Origin of the sequence: Arthrobacter sp. NPDC058288, from assembly GCF_042880995.1 — a bacterium.
Classification (GTDB): Bacteria; Actinomycetota; Actinomycetes; order Actinomycetales; family Micrococcaceae; genus Arthrobacter.
This window is the reverse complement of sequence record NZ_JBHVYH010000001.1, coordinates 1,253,632-1,275,070: the sequence shown is the minus strand read 5'-3', so window position 1 is coordinate 1,275,070 and position 21,439 is coordinate 1,253,632. Positions and strand designations below refer to the sequence as shown.

Genomic DNA, 21,439 nt, shown 5'->3' with positions numbered 1-21,439 from the left:
AGTCCCCCTGGTTGCTGTTCTTGAACGGCCGCTGCTGCTGCCGGATGCCCGGCGGTCAGTACGCGCCCGCCACGGGCCATACTATCCAAGCCCCGGGCGGCGGATTCCACAATGGGGACCACTCCCCATGCGGGCCGCGCAGGACTATCCTGATGGCATGATCCAGCTTCCAGCCAGTTACCAGGAGTATCTCGCCGGTAAGAGCGAGAGTTTCATCAACACTGTCCGCCCGATCCTCATGCAGTCGGCGGCGGAAAAGATGCACGGCGTCAGGGTCCTGTACAACCCCGGCCCGACCGGCCATCAGGCGCATTTGGACAACACGATCCCGTTCGGGACAGTGGTCGAGGACATCGACTGACGGCCGCCTACCCCTTTACCGCGCCGGACAGCGCAAACGACCCGCCGGCTCCCCGCGCCACCAGCACGTAGAGGACCAGCACCGGAACCGAGTACAGAATGGAGAATGCGGCCAGCTGGCCGTAGGCGACTGCGCCGTGCTGTCCGAAGAAGCTGAAGATCGAAACCGACGCGGGCTGCTTTGACGGCGACAGCAACAGGATAAAGGGGACGAAGAAGTTCCCCCAGGTCTGGATGAAGACGAAAATAAACACCACTCCCAGCCCCTGGCGCATGAGCGGCAGCACGACGGAACGCAGGGCAGTGAGCCCGGAGGCGCCGTCCACCCAGGCGGCTTCCTCCAGCGAAACGGGCACCGCGTCCATGAAGTTCTTGGTCATCCAGATGGCCATGGGCAGCGAAGTTGCCGCCATGAAGAGGACCGTGGCCGGAAGCGAATCCAGCAGCCGCAGCTGGACGAACAGTCCATAGACGGGCACCATGATGGCCGTAATCGGCAGGCAGGTGCCGCACAGGATCGAATACATGAACGGCCGGTTGAACCTGGACTGGAAACGGGACAGCGGGTACGCGGCCAGCACGGCTGCCGCCAGGGTCACTGTTGCCGTCCCGGCGGAGAGCAAAAGGCTGTTCCAGAGCGGTCCGAGCAGTAATTCGGGGGTCAGGACAGCCGCAAAGTTGTCGAACGAAACACTGGCCGGCAACTGTGTCCGGTAACCCGCCGCTGTGTCCAGGGAGGCGAACACCAGCCAGAGCAGCGGCAACACGAAGCAGGCACCAATCAGCAGCAGGGCGGCGTCTGCCGGGGTCCGGCCACGGCGGAATCCCGGCGAGGCAGTTCCCCCGCCGGCGGCCCGCCGTGAAGGTCCTACAAAAGGATGCCGGCCTGCGTTCGTCATACCTTGTTCCCCCTGAGCAGCCGGACGTAGGCAATTCCGAACACCAGGCCCAGGACGATGAGCACCGAGGCGATGGCCGTGCCGTAGCCGATGTCTCCGAACTTGAAGGCCTCCTGGTAGGCGAGCACCGGCAAGGTGGTGCTGGCATTGGAGGGTCCGCCGGCCGTCATCACCCAGATCAGCGTGAACACGGCCAGGGTCTGGAGCGTCACGAGCATCAAATTGGTGGCGATGCTGGACCTGATCAGCGGCAGGGTGATGAACACCAGGCGCTGCCAGCCGGCCGCGCCGTCCATGAGCGCTGCCTCGGAGATGTCCCGGGGAACGTCCGCTAGGGCAGCCCGGTAGACCAGCATGGAGAACGCAGTGCCGCGCCAGACGTTCGCCAGCACCACGGCCACCATGGGGTAGGCGTAGAGCCAGTCCGCCCCTGTAGCGCCGGCGTTGCCCAGCAGCTGGTTGAGCGTCCCGTCCCTGCTGAAATACGCGTACGCGGCAAAGGCCGCAACAATCTCGGGAAGCACCCAGGCGGCCACCACGGCAGTGCCCACGACAGCGGACACGGGGTTCCGGGCGCGCGTCATCAGCCCGGCGATCAGGAGTCCCAGCAGATTCTGGCCCACCACCGCTGACGCAACGACAAAAACGATGGTCAAGCCGACTGCGGCCGGGAACGCCGCGTCACTGAACAGCCGCACGTAGTTCTCGACGCCGGTCCAGGCAGGGTTCCTCGCGTTGCGGCCGGTGAGTGCGGCGTTGGTGAAGGATGCGTGGAAAGACCACAGGACGGGCGCCGCCAGGAAGACGAGGAGCAGCAGGACTGAGGGCACGACCGGCAGCAGGCGCAGCTGCCGCCGGAGCGTTCGTCGTTCAGCCATGCGCTACTTCTGCAGGACCTTGGCTTCACCCACCTGGTCCCTGACCGTTCTGTCGTACTGCGCGGCTGCCTGCTCCGGCGAGAGGGCGCCCGTGATCACGGCCTCGGTGGCCACCTGGACTGCGGCGGAGATCCGCGGATAGTCCGATGTCGCAGGCCGGTAGTGGGTGACGGATACGAGCTCGGAGACGTCCTTGACGAACGGATTCGCCGCCAGGTACTCAGGTTCGGCGGCGACGTCCGTCCGGACGGCGATCTGGGAACCGGACACGGTGAACGCCAGTGAGTTCTTCTTGCTCAGGGCCTCTGAGAGAAACTTGAAGGCCAGGTCAGGGTTCTTGGAGTCGGCTCCGACGGCCAGCGTCCAGCCTCCGGACATGCTGACTCCGCCCGGTTCCTGTCCACGCTGGGTGGGGAACTTCGCCACACCCATGTCGTCCGCATAGCCGGCCCACTCGTAGTTGCCGCCCTTCTGCCAGAATGACGGCGTGTAGGAACCTTCCACGGTAGCCCCCATCTTGCCCTGCGGCAGCCAGTCGCCGAAGACCTTCTTCCAGACGTTGGCGTCGAGCGCCTCGGCAGGCGTCACGGCAAGTCCCTCGTCGTAGAGGGTCTTCAGGAACGCCAGGGAGTCGGTGAAGCCCCGGGAACCGATCACCCATTTCTTCTCCTGCTGGTCATAAAGTTCGCTGTCCGTCCCGTACAGCAGTTCGTAGAAACTCTGCATCACGGTACCTTCACCGGTGGCCTTGCCGGCATACATGTTGAACGGGACCAGGGACGGGTCCGCGGCTTTCATCTTGCGGGCGGCGTCAAGGATCTCATCCCAGCTTCGGGGTTGCCAGGGAACGGCAATGCCTGCCTTTTGCAGCACCTTCTTGTTGTACCAGATGGCGCGGGTGTCGGTTCCGAGGGGCACTGCGTAGATCCCGCCGTCGTCCCCGGTGCCGGCAGCTTTGGCGGCCTCGTTGTACAACTTCCAGTCATCCCACTTTTCGAGGTATCCGTCCAGTTTCAGGAGGTATCCGGCGTCGACGTCGGACCTCACTTTGAACGTGTCCTCATAAAAGACGTCGGGGGCGGTCTCCGAAGACCGCAGGGCCAGCGCCAGCTTGGTGCCGTAGTCGTCATCATTGGCTTCGATGGGCTGCAGCTCCACGGAGGTGCCTTGGTTGGCAGCTTCGAAATCTTTCTTGGCGTCTTTGAACAAGGTGTCGAGGGCGGTAAACGAGTCCGTCTTCTGATAAACGATCTTCAGTGTCCGGTTCTCGGCCGCCGGTTGTTCGGCGGAGCAGGCTGATGTGGCCAGCAGCGCTGCCGCCGACATCATCGCCGCAAGGAATTTGGCAGGGCGGTGCATGACGCTCCAATCTTCGAGCGGCTGCAGCCCCCAATATCCTCCAGCTGGCCCCAGCCTTTAGCCGATATGCAATTTCAGGTTAGTGCTCCGCACTGACAAACAGCGGAAGGCCGGCCTCAGCCTTCCAGCAGCAGCCGCTGTGCGCGGGGGGCCAGCGTGTGCTCGAGCACCAGGCAGGCCGCGCCGATGGCACCGACGTCTTCTCCCACTCCGGTTCCGACAACTTCTATCCCGTGGATCTCGCGGGCCGCGCTGTTTTCTGCCAGCAGTTGGGGAACACGGTCCAGAAACCTCCGCGAGAGGCGTGTCCAGAAGGGGCCGCCGAAGACTACCCTTTCGACGTCGAGCGTGTTCGTGACCACCGCCACCGCCCGGGCGACCAGGACGGCGGAGTGGTCGATGATCTCCCCCGCCTTGCTGTTGCCGGCGTCGGCTTCGTCGCAAAGTTTGGCGAAGCTCTCCTGGATGTCCAGGGCACCGGAGGGATGGCGCACCACCTCCAACACACCGGCGGCTTCGGCCTGCGCCACGAGGACCTGCGGAATGCTGCTTGACTTCACGCAGCCACGCAGTCCGCAGTCGCAGGGCGGACCGTCCGGGTCAACGATGATGTGCCCGATTTCGCCTGCATTCCCCGAAGTCCCGCGCACCACTTCATCGTTCAGGACAATGCCGCAGCCAATGCCGGTGCCCATGTACATAAACACGAAGCTGCCGGAGCCGCTCGGGCCCCCTGCCCAGGTTTCGGCGACGGCGGCGCTGGTGACGTCCTTGTCCACCAGGGTGGACAGTCCGGTCGCCTCCGCGAGCGCATCGCGCAGGGGCACACGGTCCCAGCCCAGCAACAGCGGCGGATCCACGACGGTTCCCTCATCCAGGTTGATGGGACCGGGGGCTGCCACGCCGAGCCCGGCGATCTTGTCCGGGTCAACGCCGGAGGCTGCCACCAAGTCCTTGATCTCGGCGGCAATCGTGGCGATGATGCCGTCGGGGTCGCTGGCGCCGGGCGTGTTAATCCGTGAGTGCCTGACGACGGAGCCGACGAGGTCCAGCACCACGAAAGTGGTCACGGCAGGATCGAGGTGGACCCCCACGGCATACATTCCGGCGGGGTTCAACCGAAGGATGGTTCGGGGCTTGCCCGGTCCGCTTCCTTCCTTCCCGGCTTCGACGATGAGGTTCTGGTCAAGCAGCCGGCGGGAGATGTTGGAAATAGTCTGCGGGGAGAGCCCCACGATCTGGGCGAGTTCCACCCGGCTGAGGCCTCCCGAGGAGCGGCGGATGGCATCCAAAATCACCGTGAGATTGAAGTCCCCCATACGGGGCAAATTGGTTCCGCGCCTCGGCGTTGGCGTGCGGATCTCAGTCACGGATTCCCCTAAACGTCTTCGGTTATGCACTACTGATGCTTGAATCGTACGTTACCTGCGGGCGCGGCGGTACGCTCACACGCGGACTTCCGGGACAGCGGTGTCACTTGCAGGTCCGGGCCGCGCCGCGCCCCGCCCTGCCGGCGTTTGCGCTACTACTGTGGCCGAGCGCGCCCGGTGCTGACAGCCACCGTGAACTTGGCGTTCCTGCCGGCCACGCGGGTGGGACCGACATACCGTTCCAGGGCGGGCAGATACTGCAGGTGGCTGTTATACACAGTCCAGAGTTCCCCGCCCGGTTCCAGTACCCGTCCGGCAGCCTCGAACATCTTGATGCCTGCCCCGGCGTGGACGCTGGCACCCAGGTGAAACGGCGGATTCAACAGGATGAGGCCGGCGCTGCTGTCCGGCAGCGAGCTCATGGCGTCGTCCTGGAGAACGGCGATCCGGCCCGCGAGGCCGTTGGCTTCCGCGGTGGCCCGGGCGGAGTCGACGGCGGCCGCCGACTGGTCTGTCGCCGTGACATTCGATTCGGGATGGCTTCCCGCATACATGGCGGCCAAAATGCCGGTACCGCACCCGAGGTCCACCACGGTCCCGGCAGATGGCATGTCAGGCAGGTACCTCAGGAGGAACCGTGTCCCGATGTCGAGCTTTGTCCCGGCGAACACCGCGCCCCTCGCGCAGACCGTGAGGTCCAGTTCGTCGTTGCGGTCGGCGACAGGAAAAGGCGGCGGTCCCGTGACGGGCCGGGGGTCCCTGGCTATCAGGACCCTGGATTTCTGCCGTGCCAACTGTGGCTGGACGTCGCTGAAGTGGCGTAGCAGGACGCCGTTCATGCCCAGGCTCATGTGCTTGATCCGGCCACCCGCCACCAGGACCGTGTGCGGCGCTGCATACCGGGCCACCGCGTCGGCTACTTCCTCCAGTTCCGCGAGCGTTTTGGGCAGCTGGAGCAGCACCACGCTGGCGCCGTCGAAAAGGGCCGGACCAAGCGGCAGCTGCTCAAAGCCGGCGTCCACCCCAAGCGCCGCGGCGTTGTTGCGGAGGGCCCGCTCCCCCGTTATCAGGTCCTGGTGGACTTGCACGTGCCGGACGCCGCCGGCGGCCAGCGCCCCGAGGGTGAGGGCGCCGTAGCGGTCACCCACCACCGCGACGCGGCTGTCCGGGGCCAGCAGTCCGGCCGCTGTTTCCAGGAGTAGCTTGTCCGTGGCATCCCAGGCCTGCAGGTTGGGGGCTTCGACATCCGGAAACCGGCGCAAACCGGCGAAGACTGATTCCAGTGTGTTTCCCGCCACGTCCAAGCTGCCTTCTCCTCTGTTCATCGCCGTTCGGCTGACAATCGATCCGCCGACCGGCTTTCCGCTGACCGGGAGGTGTCCCCGGCGAAAAAGCTATCCGGTAAACCTACCGTGAAACGGCTCCGGCGGACGTCGTAGGCACCTGGCCCGGGCGCCTCCGCCCTAGCATCTTCACGATGCCGGCAACTGCAGCGCGGCCGGCACGGTTTGCGCCGATGGTGGACGACGACGGCCCGTACCCCACCAGGTGAATCCGTTCGTCCGCTGCCACCGCGGTGAACATCGCGTGCCGCTCCAGCGCGCCGCGCGCGGCGGCCGCACGCAGCGAAGGCGTCCAGATCAGTCCCGTGGCCGACACCACGCTCTGCGGAGGAAGCCCCTGCCGGACCCGCTCTTCAACGAGGGCGACGGCGTCGTGCCCTGCCTTACCGTCGAAGCCGGCATCGCGCCACACCGGTTCCCGGCGTGTGAACCAGCTCGTGGTGGTCACCTGGGAGATTTCGTCGATCAGGCCAACGGCGGATATGCCGCCGCCCACTACAATGACGTGCTTGCCGCGGAATTCCTCTGCGGCCACATAGTCGGCCACATGCAGCTGCCTGCCCTGGAAGGAGGACCGGCCGGGGTAGATGGGCCAGAACGGCCTGGTCCAGGTGCCGGTGGCACTGATGACCGCTTGCGCGGACCAGGTGCCGGCGGAGGTTTCGATCCTGAGCCGCCCGGAAGGCGTGCCATCTTCCCGGGATACCGAGAGGACTTTCACCGGCCGGACGATGTTCAGCCTGAGTTCGTCCTCGTAATCCCCAAAGTAGCGTGCAAGGAACCGTGAACTTGGCTCAGCCGGATCGACTTCCGGCTGGGGAATACCCGGCAGGTCGCTGATGCCGTTGACGGTGGCCATCCTGAGGCTTTGCCAGCGGTGACGCCAGGCCCCGCCGGGGCCGCCTTCGGCGTCCAGCACCACGTAGGAACCCGGAGAGTCCTGCACCACAGCGGGACCGGCGGTCTGTCCGGCGGGCAGGAAACCGCGCCGCTGCAGGTGATAGGCGGCAGATAAACCGGCCTGGCCCGCACCGGTCACCACTACATCTGCGGCATGGGGTTCAGCCGTCCGGGCATTGGCGATTTCGGGACCGCCTAGACCTTCTTGACCACGCTGGACTTCAGCTGCATGGGGCCGACGCCATCCACCTTGCAGTCGATGTCGTGGTCCCCTACGCCGTCCGTGAGCCGGATGCCGCGGACTTTCGTCCCCACCTTGATGACTGTCGAGCTTCCCTTGATCTTAAGGTCCTTGATAACAGTCACAGTGTCACCGTCTGCGAGGACATTGCCCACCGCGTCCTTGATAACCGCGTCCGCAGGTCCTGGTGTCTCCGACGCCTCGGCGGCCCACTCATGTGCGCATTCGGGGCACACCAGCAGCGCTCCCATTTCATAGGTGTACTCGCTGGAGCATTCAGGGCAGGCCGGAAGGGATTCGTTCACGCTCCCATATTAGTCGAGCGTTAAACAGCAGAAGCCGCCCGATCGGGCGGCTTCTGCTGTCAAACCAGCGTGGAGCTGAGGGGACTCGAACCCCTGACCCCCTGCATGCCATGCAGGTGCGCTACCAGCTGCGCCACAGCCCCAAACCCTGTTTCTTTCGGATCGATCTCCGTAAGCAACTTGATTATCTTAAACCACAATCGTGTAAGACGCCAATTCGGGCCCGGAACCCTGTAGTTGGTCGGCTGTAGGTGGTGGAAACAGCGAACCTCAGCAAGGAAACAGGGCAGAAACAAAAAAGTCCGCCGGAATCTTTCGATTCCGACGGACCATTCGGTGGAGCTGAGGGGACTCGAACCCCTGACCCCCTGCATGCCATGCAGGTGCGCTACCAGCTGCGCCACAGCCCCGAATTTTCATTGCTCCGGCACCTTCAGTTTTCACTGTCGGGGCCCGGTTCTGCGTCCGGATCTCTCCGAAGCAACTCAAATATCTTAGAACAGCCGTTCCGAAAATTCCAAATCGGGCATATTCGGTGGCCGGCCCGGGATTACTCGCTGTCCGAGGAAACGGCCGCTTTGGCGGACGAGTCTTCCCCGAGCTGGAGGTCAACCACGGGGCAGTCCTTCCACAGGCGCTCCAAGGCATAGAACACGCGGTCTTCCTCATGCTGGACGTGGATCACGACGTCCGAGTAATCCAACAGGACCCAGCGTCCGCCGGAACGGCCCTCGCGGCGGACAGGACGGAGATCCTGCTTGCCCAGTTCTTCTTCTATGCCGTCGACGATGGCGTTGACCTGGCGCTCACTGGGCGCAGAGGCAATCAGGAAGACGTCGGCCAGGGCCAGCCGCTCGCTGACGTCCAGGCCAATGATGTCCTGGGCTATTTTGTCCGCAGCAGCGCGCGCAGCGACGCGGGCTATGGCGATGGATGAATCGGTTGCAGTCACGGGACTCCTTGTAGTGGTTTAAAGCTATGTAGGTGCGGCGCCGCTGATGTCGGCGTCGTCATGCGGGAGGACGGCGGCGCGCAGGATGCGCCGGTGCGGTGGGTCAGGGCGCCAAGCCGCTGATGATCATGGTGACGCCTGCAATCAGCGCGACGATCCCCAGTGCGAGGACGGCGAGCTGCAGCAGCCGGATGCGGTGTGCCCTGCCCAGGCCGGCTGTGACGGCATCAAGCGGTTCAAGGCCGTAGGCGGTGTTGGCGGCGACGCGCGGCTTGTCGACGAAATTCTCGCCGGATTCAGCAGCCCACGGCTCACCGGCGGCGGATGCCTGGACTACCGCCGCCGGATCGGCTGCTGCCTGGGCGGCTGCCTCAGCGCGGGCAAGCACCCCGGCCCGGCCTGTCGCAGGCCTCGCGGTCCGCTTCGCGGGGCCAGGCTTACGTGCACCCTTGGTGCCGGCCGGCTGCAGCCTCGGGCCGGGATTGGTGACAACCGGCACGTAGGAGGTGGCAGGCTTTTTCATCACCGGCCGGTCGATCCCTGGAACGTTCTCGAACTCCAGCGGCGTGACCATCGCAAGGTTGCTGACGGCTGATGGTTCAGTCTTAGGGTGAGCCGGCTGGCTGGCCTGCTCGGCCAGCTTCTGTTTGGCCATGGCCCGCTTGTTCAGGACGGCGGCACGCTCGGCCAGGGCGATCTGCTCCGCGAGGATTTCCGGATCCACCGCTTCGGGATCGTTCGCCGCGATGTGCTCCATCTTGGCGATCTGGTTCCGGGCCTGTTCGGCGATGAGTGACCGCGCTGCGAGGGCCTGTTCGACAGTCATGCCCTCGGGAAGCTTGCTGACCGCGTTTGCCTCCGGCGAGTCCGCCCGCGGAGCTGCTGCCTGCTGGGAGGCCGTCGGCTGCGGCGCGGGCTGTCCCGGCCGCGCCTGCGGTACGGTGCGTTGGGCGGAAGTGCGGGCCGGCGGGACGATCACGTTCGCGGCCGTAGCGGGCGCAGCCTCGGCCTGGAGCTGCTGGAGGCGGAGCTGGCGGCGCGTGGGCGGACCGCCGCCGGACAGACGCTCCTCCTTCTCCGCAAGTTCCTTGATGGTACGAAGGGCGGCACGGTCGCGCGCCCGGCTCTGCGAGGACCGCTCGGATCCGGACGGTGTACGGACGGAGTCGACGGGACCAGGAGCCACTCGGCGGATGCGTCCGGTGCCGTCCTCCCTGGCAGGCGCCGGTGTTCCGTTCCCGGGCGTGTTTGAGGCAGGGGGAACCGGACCCGGGGCAGACGTCCCCGTGTCCTGGCGTGATTCCGCGCGCTCATCTCTGGCCTGCCGCAATTCGCGACGGCTACGGAGGGGAGGCTGTTCCTGGCTCATCTAACAACTCACTCGGTACTGGCTGGTTCGTGTAACTCGGTAAGTGCGGCGCTGGGGTCGGGGTCGGGCTGACCGGCGTACAGGCCGTATTTCGCAATATACTGGACCACCCCGTCGGGCACGAGGTACCAGACCGGGTTCCCGGCCGCCACCCGCGTCCTGCAGTCAGTGGAGGAAATCGCCATCGCCGGCACTTCCAGGAGGCTGACGTCTTTCCTGCCCATCCCGTCGAGCACGTGACCCGGCCGGGTCACACCGACGAAATGCGCCAGCGACCACAATTCATCGATGTTCTTCCAGGACAGGATCTGTGCCATGGCGTCCGCGCCGGTGATGAAGAAAAGATCCGCATCCGGCCGTTGCGTGCGCAGGTCCCGCAGGGTGTCGATGGTGTACGTGGGGCCGGGACGGTCCACATCGACCCTGCTGACGGTGAACCTGGGGTTGGACGCCGTGGCAATGACAGTCATCAGGTACCGGTGCTCCGGTTCGCTGACCTTCTTGCTCATTTTCTGCCACGGCTGGCCGGTCGGTACAAATACCACTTCGTCGAGGCCGAACTTCGCCGCGACTTCGCTGGCCGCAACCAGGTGGCCGTGATGGATGGGATCAAATGTCCCACCCATCACACCTAAACGCAGGCGGCGCTTGGCGCCGCGCCGCTTCAGGACCGCAGTGATGTTAGTGGCCTTGGCCGTGATCGTGCTTGTTCGGGTGCTGGCGGTGGGGGTCCGAGTGCTCCTCGACGGCTTCGTGCCGGTTGCCCAGGTTGCTGTAGGACAGCGTCACGAACATCAGGACCAGCATGATCGCAAAGATCGATACGCCAAAGACCCACGGTTCGGCCCACAGCGGAGCCAGTTCTTCATGTTCGGCGACGGACGCGCCCACCTGCTGCAACAGCATTTTCTCCCCTAAAGAGTTCACACAATGACGACGGCGGTCATTTCCGCCGTTCCGGACTTCTGTTCCATGTTACAGCGTCGCTAGCTGCGAATTTGGCCCTCGCCCTGGACGATCCACTTCGTGGTCGTGAGCTCGGTGAGGCCCATGGGGCCGCGCGCGTGGAGCTTTTGGGTGGAAATGCCCACCTCGGCGCCCAGGCCCAGTTCCCCGCCGTCCGTGAACCTTGTGGAGGCATTGACGATGACCGCTGCCGAGTCGATTTCGGAAATGAAGCGTTCGGCGTTGGCGAGGTCGTTGGTGATGATCGCCTCGGTGTGTCCGGTCGACCACTTGCGGATGTGCTGCACCGCTTCGTCAAGGCTGTCCACCATGCCGACCGCGAGGTCCAGGTCCATGTATTCGGTGGCCCAGTCCTCGTCCGTGGCGGGGACAGATTCCACGGACGCGGGCAACGCGGCGCGGACCCTCTCGTCGGCGTGAAGGGTGACCCCGGCTTTCCGGAGCGCCGCGGCCACCGCGGGCAGGACGGTGGACCCGGAATGCACCAGGAGGGTCTCCACGGTGTTGCAGACGCTGGGCCGCTGGGTCTTGGCGTTAAGCAGGATTTCCACGGCCATGTCTTCACTGGCGGATTCGTCGATGAAGATATGGACGTTGCCCTCGCCGGTCTCGATGACCGGGACGGAGGAATTGGTGACGACCGTCTGGATCAGGTCCCTGCCGCCCCGGGGAATGAGGACATCCACCCGGCCGCGGGCCCGCATCAGCACATTGGCTCCTTCGCGGCCGAACTGGTCGACCGTCTGAACGGCGTCGGCGGGCAGGCCGACGGAAGCGAGGGCATCCCGGAGGACGCGGATGAGGGCCTCGTTCGTGGCCGCGGCGGCCGTGCCGCCGCGCAGGATCACCGCGTTGCCGCTTTTGAGCGCCAGTCCGGCAATGTCCACCGTCACGTTGGGACGGGCCTCGTAGATGGCGGCAACAACGCCCATGGGCACGTTGACCTGGCGCAACCGCAGGCCGTTCGGAAGCGTCTGGCCGCGGACCACGTTTCCTACGGGATCGGGCAGGCCCGCAAGGTTTTCCAGGGCGCCGGCCAGGGCCTCAATCCGTGCGTCGTTCAGTGTCAGGCGGTCAAGCAAGGCCGCGGACGTTCCGTTGGCGCGGCCCGCCTGCACATCCTTGGCATTCGCGGCCAGGATCTGCGCCTTGCCCTGGAGCAGGGCGGCACCGATCGCGCGGAGGCCTTTGTCCTTCCAGGCGCGGTTTGCGCGCGCCATGCTGCGGGCAGCATATCGGGATCGATCCGCGATGGCATACACGGCAGCCTCGACCTCAGCCGGTGCCAGCTGGGCATTTTCCGGCGTGGAAGATGCCTCCGTGGAGTCGTTGGATTTCCCGGCCGCTTGGTGAATCAGTGCCTCAGTCATCATTCAAGTCTAGGCGAATCAGTCCGCTAGACCAGAACCAGGTCGTCAACGTGAACAACCTCACGGTCGAAGCCGCGGCCGAGGGACTCCCCCAGTTCCACAGTCGAACGCCCCAGCATTTGGGGCAGTTCGTCCGATGAATAGTTGACCAGTCCGCGCGCGATCACGGTGCCTGCCGTCGAAACCATTTCGACGGCGTCACCGGACTCAAAGGTGCCTTCGACGGCCGTGATGCCGGCCGGGAGCAGCGAGAAGTGCTGGTCACGAACAGCAGTGACGGCGCCATCGTCAAGAATCAGCCGGCCCTGAACGTGCGCAAGGTGAGCCAGCCACATCATGCGCACCGACTTGCGGCCGCTATTGACCGAGAACCATGTTCCGACGTCTTCGCCGTTCAGGGCCGCAGCGGCGTTCGCGGTGGAGGTGACCAGTGCGGGGATACCTGAATCGGCGGCCATCGTGGCGGCTTCAACCTTCGTCTGCATGCCGCCGGTTCCAACGCCGGCTTGACCGGGCTTGCCGATGTTGACGCCCTCAAGGTCCTGGGGTCCGTCCACCTGGGGAATCCGCTTGGCCCCCTTCGAGGGAGGCCCGTCATAGAGAGAGTCGACGTCGGAGAGCAGCACCAGGGCGTCAGCACGGACCAGGTGCGCCACAAGGGCGGACAGCCGGTCGTTGTCACCGAAGCGGATCTTGTGCGTTGCTACAGTGTCGTTCTCGTTGACCACGGGCACCACACCCAGGTTCAGGAGCCGGTTCAAAGCACGGAAGGCGTTCATGTGGTGGCTGCGCCGCATGAGGTCGTCGGCGGTCAGCAGGACCTGGCTCACGGTCACACCGTGCGCTGCGAAAGCGTGCGTGTAACGGGCCATGAGGAGGCCCTGGCCGACGCTGGCGGCTGCCTGCTGGGTGGCGAGGTCCCGGGGACGCTTCACCAGGCCCAGGGGGGCCAGGCCCGCCGAGATCGCACCGGAGGAAACGAGAATGATCTCGGTTCCGCCGTTGTGCTTGGCAGCCAGCGCGTCGGACAGTTCGATCAGCGCCTCTTCGGAGATTCCACCCTTGAGGCTGGTGAGCGACGACGATCCGACCTTGACGACGATGCGGCGTGCCCTGGCGAGCATGCTGCGGTCGTCGGTCCTGGGTTCCTCGATGACAATTGCGGAATTATCGGTCACGTGTGGGGGTTCACTCCTCATTTTCGGTGGTCAGTCCGCTCTCCTGGAGCGGCCGTGCGGCACGGCGCCCGCTGACTGATTCGGTCCAGATCCCGGCCTTGCGCTCGGCTTCCAGCTCGGCCCGGGCCGCTGCCTTGGCGTCGCGGCGCTCCTGCTGCTCGTCGCGCTTCTGGCCGCGGGTGGGGCGGTCGCCGATGTCGGCGAAGCGCACGTCGGTGCCACGGGGCGAGGCGAGCAGTTCGGCGCCGGCCATCATGGTGGGCTCCCAGTCGAAGACCACGCCGTCGTCTTCACCGATCACTACGGTGTCGCCAGGCTTGGCGCCCTGCTTGAACAGCTCGTTCTCCACGCCCAGTTTGGCCAGGCGGTCGGCGAGGTAGCCGATGGCTTCCTCGTTGGTGAAGTCCGTCTGCTTCACCCAGCGCACGGGCTTGTCGCCCAGGACGCGGAACAGCGGCTCGAGGTTCTTTTCCTCGCGGCGGATCTTGAAGCCGGCTTCGTTGACCGCGCGGGGGCGCAGCACGGGCGCGTGCACCTTCGGCGGCGTGGCGGCCACGGCGTCGCGGGCGGCCTTGACGATCTCTGCCATGGCGAAGCCAAGCTGGCGTAGGCCCTCATGGCTCGTGGCTGAGATCTCAAACACCCGGTAGCCGCGGGACTCAAGCTCGGGCCGGACGAACTCCGCCATGTCCTTGCCGTCCGGCAGGTCGACTTTGTTCAGGGCAACCAGCCGGGGCCGGTGGTTCAGCGGGACGACCTCGCCGTCGGTGCCGGCGTAGCTCATGTCGACCGCGTATTTTTCGAGTTCGGCTTCGATGATTGCGAGGTCGGAGAGCGGATCGCGGTCAGCTTCGAGCGTACCGCAGTCCAAAACGTGCACCAAAGCTGCGCAGCGTTCCACGTGCCGCAGGAAGTGGTGGCCCAGGCCTTTGCCTTCGCTGGCCCCTTCGATGAGGCCGGGGACGTCTGCGATGGTGAAGCGCACGTCGCCGGCCTGGACAACTCCCAGGTTGGGGATCAGCGTAGTGAAGGGGTAATCGGCGATCTTGGGGCGTGCCGCAGACATGGCGGCGATGAGGCTGGACTTGCCCGCGGACGGGAATCCCACGAGGGCGATGTCCGCAATGGACTTCAGTTCCAGGACGATGTCGCTGGACTCCCCTTCGATGCCCAGCAGGGCGAAGCCGGGGGCGCGGCGTTTCTGCGAGGAAAGCGCGGCGTTGCCCAGTCCACCCGGTCCGCCTGCGGCCGCGACGAACTCGGTGCCTTCGCCGACGAGGTCGGCCAGGACGCGGCCGTCCTTGGTCTTAACGACGGTGCCTTCCGGGACGGGAAGGATCAGCGTTTCGCCGTTTTTGCCGCCGCGCCAGTCGCCCATGCCGGGTCCGCCGTTGGTGGCGTGGCGGTGGGGGGCGTGATGGTAGTCCAGCAACGTGGTGGTCTGCGGGTCGACGCGCAGGATGACGTCCCCGCCGTCACCGCCGTTGCCGCCGTCGGGACCACCCAGGGGCTTGAACTTCTCGCGGTGGACGGAGACACAGCCGTGACCGCCGGTACCGCCGGATACGTGCAGTACTACCCGGTCTACAAAGCTCGCCACGTGAATCTCCTCTATTGCTTAACCTGACCGTCTTGGACGCCCAAATTGATTGTAATGCGGTTAAAAGAACAGTGGAGCGGGCCATCATGGCCCGCTCCACCGGTTTGGATCTTGTTGTTACTCTGCAGCTGCAGCAGCAACGATGTTCACGACTCGACGTCCGCGGCGGGTACCGAATTCAACGGCGCCGGGGGTCAGTGCGAACAGGGTGTCGTCGCCGCCGCGGCCAACGCCGGCACCCGGGTGGAAGTGGGTGCCACGCTGGCGGACGATGATCTCGCCTGCGGAAACTACCTGGCCGCCGAAGCGCTTGACGCCGAGGTACTGGGCGTTGGAGTCACGACCGTTGCGAGTGGAGCTCGCGCCTTTTTTATGTGCCATTTGAAATGCCTGCCTTAAAAATTCTGGGGAATCTGCTGAAAACCTGAAAAGTAACGGAAGGTTACTTGATACCGGTGATCTTGACCTTGGTCAGTTCCTGACGGTGACCCTGGCGCTTCTTGTACCCGGTCTTGTTCTTGAACTTCTGGATGACGATCTTCGGACCACGAAGGTCCTGAAGGATCTCAGCCGTAACCGTTACCTTGGCCAGGTCCGCAGCAGCAGACGTGACTTTGTCACCGTCCACCAGGAGCAGTGCGGGCAACTCAATGGTGCTGCCGGCTCCACCGGGGACGCGGTTCAGGGTAACGAAGTCTCCAACGGAAACCTTCTCTTGGCGGCCGCCTGCGCGGACAATCGCGTACACCACTGGGGAACTCACTTCTCTCGACGTTTATTACTAGATTTGCGTGCGGAACCCGGGGCCAATTGTTTGGCCTGGTTCACGCTGTGCCTCAACGCCGGTGGATTCCCCGGGGGAACCCATGAGTTATCCAAGGAACAATGCCATTTGGAATTCCAAACGGACCGTTCTGAGGTTATAACCCAAGTGTTGGCGTAAGCACCGAAGATCTAGAATACGCTAATTTTGCCTTCGGCCGCAAATGAGGCTGGCTCCGGCGGTAGTACGTGATAGGCGCCACTCTGCGTGAAACAGACTGTTGCCGCAACGACTTCCGGAAACCGTGCCCCACTATCGTACCGGCTTCGGATCGCTTTGCGGTGCAGCATGCAGCCGCGGCGCGTCGAAGAATTCCACCTCGTACCGGCACGACTGCCGGAAGGCCAGGCGCATGGCCCGACGTTCCGCTGCGGACGCGGCACGGGCGGCGTCGTCGGCGATGCGCACCGCCTGCCTCGTGGCGGCGGCGAACTCCTCATCGGCGTAGGTGCGGAGCCAGTCCGCGTAGGCGTGGCCGGACGGCGCTCCCGCGGCGAGGAACTCCCCGTGCAGGGTGGCACCCACCTCGGCATACAGCCAGAAGCACGGGAGCACCGCGGCCACGAGCACCCCGTAGCTGCCCGAAACTGAAGAGGCCAGCAGGTGGTCCCCGTAGGACTTAGTGACCGGACCCAGCCCTCCGTCCACGTTCCGCGTGCTGAGCCAGGTCCGGTGCAGTTCGGACTCGACTTCAAGGCACTGCTGCGCCGACCGTGCCCAGAACAGCTGCTCCGCCTCGGTGGGGGCAATCGCGGCAGCACGGGAAAGCACCCGGGAATATCCGTTGAGGTAGATGGCGTCCTGGGCCAGGTAATACGCAAAGTGCTGCTCGGTGAGGGAGCCGTCGGCCAGGCCCCGGATGAAGTCCAGCCCGTATATGGCGTCCAGGTCCGGTCCGGCGTCCTGCCTCAGCGCCGCAGCGAACTCGCCTTCGGCCGGCGCCCCGTGGCCCTTGGGGGCCAGATGGTGGAAATGGTGCACCGGGCCGTTGCCTGTTCCCACATCCAGGGCGCCGGCCTCCCGGAGCGCCCCCTGCAACCATGGCTTCACCGTCCGCAAGGACGCCTCCCAGTCCCCCAGCCTCGCCTGCGCGGTGGCCATTGCCGAAGACAGGGAGCAGCCGGTGCCGTGGCTGTTCCTGGTGTCAATCCGTTCGCCGGGGACAACCACAACGTCCTGGGCGAGCAGCCCAGCAGTGTTGACAAGCGCGTCAGGGCACTCCCCGCCGTCGAGGTGTCCGCCCTTGACGAGCACAGTGGTGCCGGCCTGGGCGGCCAGCCGCTTTCCCTGGGCGAGCGCCGCCTCCCAGTCGCCCGCGAGCGGTTCGTTGAGGAGCATCGCCAGTTCCGCCAGGTTGGGCGTGACGAGGTCGGCAAGTGGCAGGAGCTCGCGGAGTGCCGCCTCGGCTGCCTCCTGCAGGAGCCTGTCCCCGCTGGTGGCGACCATCACGGGGTCGAGAACCACGACGGCGGGACGGGCCTTCTCCAGCCAGCCGCGGACCGCGGCAATCACCGCCGAGTCGCCCAGCATGCCGATCTTAACGGCGTCAATGGTGATGTCATCGCTGATGGCCTCAAGCTGGGCCGTCAGGAATTCAGCCGGGGGAACGTGCACGGCCCGAACGCCCCGGGTGTTCTGCGCCGTCAGTGCGGTGATGACAGCCATGCCGTATCCGCCGTTTGCGGCAATGCTCTTGAGGTCCGCCTGGATCCCCGCCCCGCCGGACGGATCGGAACCGGCGATGGCCAGGACCCGGGGCGTGCTGCGCAGGACGGCACCGCCCGGTGATTCGTGGGCGGCTTCGGAGGCGGGGCTGGGCAGGAATGATGAGGCCAAGGAGACATCCCTTCGCCGGTGCTAACCGGACAGGTTCAACGGGTGTGGATCTCAGCCGGCCCTGTGCGCGGCACCCCGTGTCAGTCCCCTAGCCTAGCTGTTTCCCCGCAACGAACTCGCGGGTGCGGCCCGAAACCGGCGCATTGCTACGCCAGTCCGGGCCGCACCCGCGATGTCAGCGTGTGGGATCAGAGAGCTGTGGGATCAGAGCTCGGAGGCCGGTACTCCCACACCGAGGATGATCGGCTCGTTGACCGGCGCCTTGGCGGGCACGTCCTTCTTCGCCGGTTCGGGCGCCTTTGCTTCGTGCGTGTGCCCTGACGCGGCCACCGGAGCAGTTTCGTGGTGTTCCACGGACGTCTCGTTGGCTGCGCCCTGGGCACGGCTGGCACTCCGGTGACGGCGGGGACGGCGCGCGCGGCCCTGTCCCGCAGTGTGGTCGGTGTAGTCGGCTTCAGCAGCGGGTGCTGCCGGCGCCTGGGCCGACGGAACACGGGCGGGTGCCTGCTGTTCGGCCGGGGCCAGCTCTTGTTCAGTCGCTGACGCCGGAGCCTCAGCGGCAGCCGGTTCACCCAGGTGCGCGAAAGCCTCAGCGAGCCGGTCCAGAGTCAGGGCCGCTCCGGACGAAGGTGCTTCGCCGGCATGCTCAACAAACGGCAGTGCCACCTTTTCGCCGCCGAACGTCAGGACGGCTGCGGGCCGTCCTGCGGCTGCTGCTTCAGTTTCCGACACCTTGGCCGGCCGTGCCGTGGCGGGCTGGGTGGTGGACGGCTGGGCCGCCCCTCCCCCGGCCGGCGCTCCGGTTTGCCCGGAGGGAGCCTGGGCGGCCAGTGCGTGGCCTACTGCTTGTGCGGCACTTGCCTGTGCGGCCGCAGGGGCTGCATGGCCTGTCTCGGCATCGTGCAGGTGGGCAGCATGCGCTGCCGCTGCGATGTTGGCCAACGCCACGCGTGTCGCTTCAGCCTTGGCATGGCGCTCGGCGTCAGTGGGCTCGTGGTGCACCGGAGCCGGCGTCAGCGGGGCAGTCTCTGAAGACGGCTGGCCGCCCTTGCCGCGGCGGCGGCTCTTACGCTCCGTCCGGGGAGGCTGCTGGGCTTCCGTCCGCGGCACGTGGTGCTCGGCGGCCACAACGTTGGCGCGGCGGTGTTCCACGGGCTCGTCGTGGGTGACAATGCCGCGGCCGGCGCAGGCCTCGCACTGCTCGCCGAAGACTTCCAGGAGCCCGGTACCCATGCGCTTGCGGGTCATCTGCACGAGGCCCAGCGAGGTCACTTCAGCAACCTGGTGCTTGGTCCGGTCGCGTCCAAGGCACTCCACCATGCGGCGCAGCACGAGGTCGCGGTTGGATTCGAGCACCATGTCGATGAAGTCGATGACAATAATGCCGCCGATATCGCGCAGCCGCAGCTGCCGGACGACTTCCTCGGCCGCTTCCAGGTTGTTCTTGGTGACGGTTTCCTCGAGGTTGCCGCCGCTGCCGGTGAACTTGCCGGTGTTGACGTCCACCACGGTCATGGCTTCGGTGCGGTCGATCACGAGGGAGCCGCCGGAGGGAAGGAAGACCTTGCGGTCCAGGGCCTTGTGGATCTGCTCATCGATCCGCCAGGCCGAGAAGATATCCGTGTCCTTGGTCCACTTCTCGAGCCGGCCCACCAGGTCCGGAGCCACGTACGTTACGTACGCCTCGATGGTGTCCCATGCTTCCTCGCCGGAGACGATCAGCTTGGAGAAGTCCTCGTTAAAGACGTCCCGGACAACCTTGATGGTGAGGTCCGGTTCGCCGTAGAGGAGCTCCGGAGCAAGGATCTTCGTGGAGGTGGCCTGGCTTTCGATGCCTTCCCACTGGGCACGCAGGCGGTTGATGTCGTGCGTCAACTCTTCCTCGGACGCGCCCTCGGCAGCGGTGCGCACGATGACGCCGGCGTCTTCCGGCAGGCGGTCCTTGAGGATCCGCTTCAGGCGGTTGCGCTCGACGTCGGGCAGCTTGCGGGAAATCCCGGTCATGGAGCCGCCGGGAACGTACACGAGGTAGCGGCCGGGCAGCGAGATCTGGCTGGTCAGGCGGGCACCCTTGTGGCCGACCGGGTCCTTGGTGACCTGCACCAGCACGGAGTCGCCGGACTTCAGCGCGTTCTCGATCCGGCGCTGCTTGCCCTCGAGGTTGACGGCGTCCCAGTTGACTTCACCGGCGTAGAGGACGGCGTTGCGTCCGCGTCCGATGTCCACGAAAGCGGCTTCCATGGAGGGCAGCACGTTCTGGACCTTGCCCAGGTAGACGTTGCCGATCAAAGAGTCCTGCTGCGTCTTGGAGACGAAGTGCTCAGCCAGGACGCCGTCCTCCAGGACACCGATCTGGATTCTGTCGTCGCGCTGGCGGACGATCATCTGGCGGTCCACCGACTCCCGGCGGGCCAGGAACTCGGCCTCGGTGATGACGGTACGGCGGCGGCCTGTGTCGCGGGATTCGCGGCGGCGCTGCTTCTTGGCCTCAAGCCGGGTTGATCCCTTGACTGACGTGACGCGGTTGTTGACCGGCGCCTCGCTGATGGCCCGGGGTGCACGGACCCGGGTCACCGTGTTGGGCGGGTCATCGTCTCCCCCGCCCGTCAGTTCAAGGTCCTGGTCACCGCGGCGGCGGCGGCGACGACGGCGGGAGGTAACGCCGTCGTCCGCGGTCCGGGTGGACTCCTCATCAGATTCTTCGTCGCCGGCGGCGCCTTCGGCGGATTCGGTCTCACCGGCAGTGTCCCGGTCAGTCACTCGGCTGCGGCCACGGCGTCCGCGGCTGCGGCGGCGGCGCGAGCCACCCGCGTCTACATCTTCGGTGTCCTCTTCCGTGTCTTCCTCGTCGTTTTCCTTAGCCACGGCAGGTGCGGCTGCGGGACGGACCACGGTGCTCAGGTCCGGTGCCTGGAAAATCATGGATGTCACTGACCCGGGTTCCAGGAAGAGCGCGCCGACGGGGCTGGCGGCCTCGGCTGCGGCGGGCTCCTCAGGCTCAGCAGTCACGGAAGCGGCGGCTTGCTGTCCCGCGGCTTGCTGTCCTTCAGGTTCCGGGACTTCAGTTCCCTGGCCTGCGGCGGCCACTGCTTCTGCTTCGGCTGCCGGCCCGGAAATAGCCGAGGCACCCGGGGCGTCCATATCCTCGGCCACGGCAGGCTCGGCGACCAAGGAGGCTTCGGCGGCTTTGGCGGGGGCCTTGGCGCGCGAGGTGCGCCGACGGACGGGCTTTTCGGCGACTTCTGCTGCCTCCGCTACGGGTGCAGTGGCAGCCTGCCCTGCCTCAACGGGTTCAGTGGCGTCATCGGCGAAGACCGGGAGCGGCTCGGCGGGCTCCACCTTCTTGCGTGAACGGCTGCGGCGCACCGGGGGCTTTCCCTCCGCGGCGGCGTCGGCTGCGGGAGCCTCCGCGGGAGCTGCCTCCGCTTCGCCGGCTTCTGCGGTGTCTACAGCTTCCGCCTTCGGGGCGGCCTTGCGCCTGGTGCGTACTGCCCTCTTGGGCGGTTGGGGCGCTGCAGCCTCTTCGCCGGCAGCGGCTTCTTCATTAACGGCTAGAACCTGGTCATTATCCATATGTGGCGACACTCCTGCCCCTGACGCACCGCCACATCCGGCACCCATTGGGGCACATATTGTCAAAACCCGCAGGCGTTGACAGAAGTCAATTGGATACCCTCAGGTTCGCACCGG

Annotated in this window: 19 protein-coding genes, 2 tRNA genes and 1 riboswitch; of the genes, 1 reads left to right on the top strand and 20 read right to left on the bottom strand. The window is 65.7% G+C overall.

Translation table 11 applies throughout. From position 1 onward, the window contains the following. Positions 1-157 precede the first annotated feature (157 nt). Positions 158-361 carry a hypothetical protein gene (locus ACFVWT_RS06105; protein ID WP_390246140.1) on the top strand — a complete coding sequence of 68 codons (204 nt, stop codon included), beginning with the start codon at positions 158-160 and terminating at the stop codon, positions 359-361. A 7-nt stretch (positions 362-368) separates the two neighbouring features. Here the strand turns inward: ACFVWT_RS06105 and ACFVWT_RS06100 are convergent, their stop codons facing one another. The 20 genes from ACFVWT_RS06100 to ACFVWT_RS06005 form a co-directional block, all read right to left on the bottom strand. Next, a complete protein-coding gene (locus ACFVWT_RS06100) occupies positions 369-1,259 on the bottom strand; it encodes a carbohydrate ABC transporter permease (RefSeq protein WP_390246138.1) in 891 nt (296 codons plus the stop codon). Further along, positions 1,256-2,137, bottom strand: coding sequence for a carbohydrate ABC transporter permease (locus ACFVWT_RS06095; RefSeq protein WP_390246136.1), 882 nt, complete (start codon positions 2,135-2,137; stop codon positions 1,256-1,258). The genes ACFVWT_RS06100 and ACFVWT_RS06095 overlap by 4 nt, the downstream gene beginning before the upstream one ends. Positions 2,138-2,140: 3 nt before the next feature. Next, positions 2,141-3,496, bottom strand: a complete 1,356-nt coding sequence (locus tag ACFVWT_RS06090; protein WP_390246134.1) for an extracellular solute-binding protein — start codon at positions 3,494-3,496, stop codon at positions 2,141-2,143. Positions 3,497-3,612: 116 nt separating this feature from the next. Continuing rightward, the gene (locus ACFVWT_RS06085) at positions 3,613-4,815 is read right to left on the bottom strand and encodes an ROK family protein (protein ID WP_390246132.1); all 1,203 of its coding nucleotides are present in this window, start codon (positions 4,813-4,815) and stop codon (positions 3,613-3,615) included. Between the two features lie 206 nt (positions 4,816-5,021). Beyond that, the gene (locus ACFVWT_RS06080) at positions 5,022-6,164 is read right to left on the bottom strand and encodes a class I SAM-dependent methyltransferase (protein ID WP_390246130.1); all 1,143 of its coding nucleotides are present in this window, start codon (positions 6,162-6,164) and stop codon (positions 5,022-5,024) included. Positions 6,165-6,273: 109 nt separating this feature from the next. Then, entirely contained in the window at positions 6,274-7,251 is a 978-nt protein-coding gene (locus ACFVWT_RS06075; protein WP_390246128.1) for an NAD(P)-binding domain-containing protein, read from the bottom strand. 53 nt (positions 7,252-7,304) lie between these two features. Further along, a complete protein-coding gene (locus tag ACFVWT_RS06070; protein WP_390246126.1) occupies positions 7,305-7,655 on the bottom strand; it encodes a zinc ribbon domain-containing protein YjdM in 351 nt (116 codons plus the stop codon). 70 nt (positions 7,656-7,725) lie between these two features. After that, a tRNA-Ala gene (locus ACFVWT_RS06065) sits at positions 7,726-7,798 on the bottom strand. Between the two features lie 194 nt (positions 7,799-7,992). Next, positions 7,993-8,065, bottom strand: a tRNA-Ala gene (locus tag ACFVWT_RS06060). 140 nt (positions 8,066-8,205) lie between these two features. Then, positions 8,206-8,607, bottom strand: coding sequence for a ribosome silencing factor (gene rsfS, locus ACFVWT_RS06055; RefSeq protein WP_390246124.1), 402 nt, complete (start codon positions 8,605-8,607; stop codon positions 8,206-8,208). A gap of 103 nt (positions 8,608-8,710) precedes the next feature. Next, complete coding sequence (locus ACFVWT_RS06050) at positions 8,711-9,976, bottom strand: hypothetical protein (RefSeq protein WP_390246122.1); 1,266 nt, start codon at positions 9,974-9,976, stop codon at positions 8,711-8,713. An 8-nt stretch (positions 9,977-9,984) separates the two neighbouring features. After that, complete coding sequence (gene nadD, locus ACFVWT_RS06045; RefSeq protein ID WP_390246120.1) at positions 9,985-10,602, bottom strand: nicotinate-nucleotide adenylyltransferase; 618 nt, start codon at positions 10,600-10,602, stop codon at positions 9,985-9,987. 55 nt (positions 10,603-10,657) lie between these two features. Then, on the bottom strand, positions 10,658-10,882 hold the full coding sequence (locus ACFVWT_RS06040) for a hypothetical protein (protein WP_011692229.1): 225 nt from the start codon (positions 10,880-10,882) through the stop codon (positions 10,658-10,660). 80 nt (positions 10,883-10,962) lie between these two features. Continuing rightward, positions 10,963-12,312 carry a glutamate-5-semialdehyde dehydrogenase gene (locus ACFVWT_RS06035; RefSeq protein WP_390246118.1) on the bottom strand — a complete coding sequence of 450 codons (1,350 nt, stop codon included), beginning with the start codon at positions 12,310-12,312 and terminating at the stop codon, positions 10,963-10,965. 26 nt (positions 12,313-12,338) lie between these two features. Further along, positions 12,339-13,436, bottom strand: a complete 1,098-nt coding sequence (gene proB, locus ACFVWT_RS06030; protein WP_043482272.1) for a glutamate 5-kinase — start codon at positions 13,434-13,436, stop codon at positions 12,339-12,341. Positions 13,437-13,500: 64 nt separating this feature from the next. Then, a complete protein-coding gene (obgE, locus tag ACFVWT_RS06025; RefSeq protein WP_043482057.1) occupies positions 13,501-15,090 on the bottom strand; it encodes a GTPase ObgE in 1,590 nt (529 codons plus the stop codon). A gap of 117 nt (positions 15,091-15,207) precedes the next feature. After that, positions 15,208-15,471 carry a 50S ribosomal protein L27 gene (gene rpmA, locus ACFVWT_RS06020; RefSeq protein ID WP_009372867.1) on the bottom strand — a complete coding sequence of 88 codons (264 nt, stop codon included), beginning with the start codon at positions 15,469-15,471 and terminating at the stop codon, positions 15,208-15,210. Between the two features lie 61 nt (positions 15,472-15,532). Then, positions 15,533-15,841, bottom strand: coding sequence for a 50S ribosomal protein L21 (gene rplU / locus ACFVWT_RS06015; protein ID WP_011692233.1), 309 nt, complete (start codon positions 15,839-15,841; stop codon positions 15,533-15,535). Positions 15,842-16,165: 324 nt separating this feature from the next. Next, positions 16,166-17,734: a bifunctional hydroxymethylpyrimidine kinase/phosphomethylpyrimidine kinase gene (locus ACFVWT_RS06010; protein WP_390247088.1), complete on the bottom strand. Its 1,569-nt coding sequence runs from the start codon at positions 17,732-17,734 to the stop codon at positions 16,166-16,168. Between the two features lie 5 nt (positions 17,735-17,739). Further along, positions 17,740-17,837: riboswitch (TPP riboswitch) on the bottom strand. Positions 17,838-17,953: 116 nt separating this feature from the next. Then, the gene (locus tag ACFVWT_RS06005; protein WP_390246116.1) at positions 17,954-21,322 is read right to left on the bottom strand and encodes an Rne/Rng family ribonuclease; all 3,369 of its coding nucleotides are present in this window, start codon (positions 21,320-21,322) and stop codon (positions 17,954-17,956) included. Between the last annotated feature and the right edge of the window lie 117 nt (positions 21,323-21,439).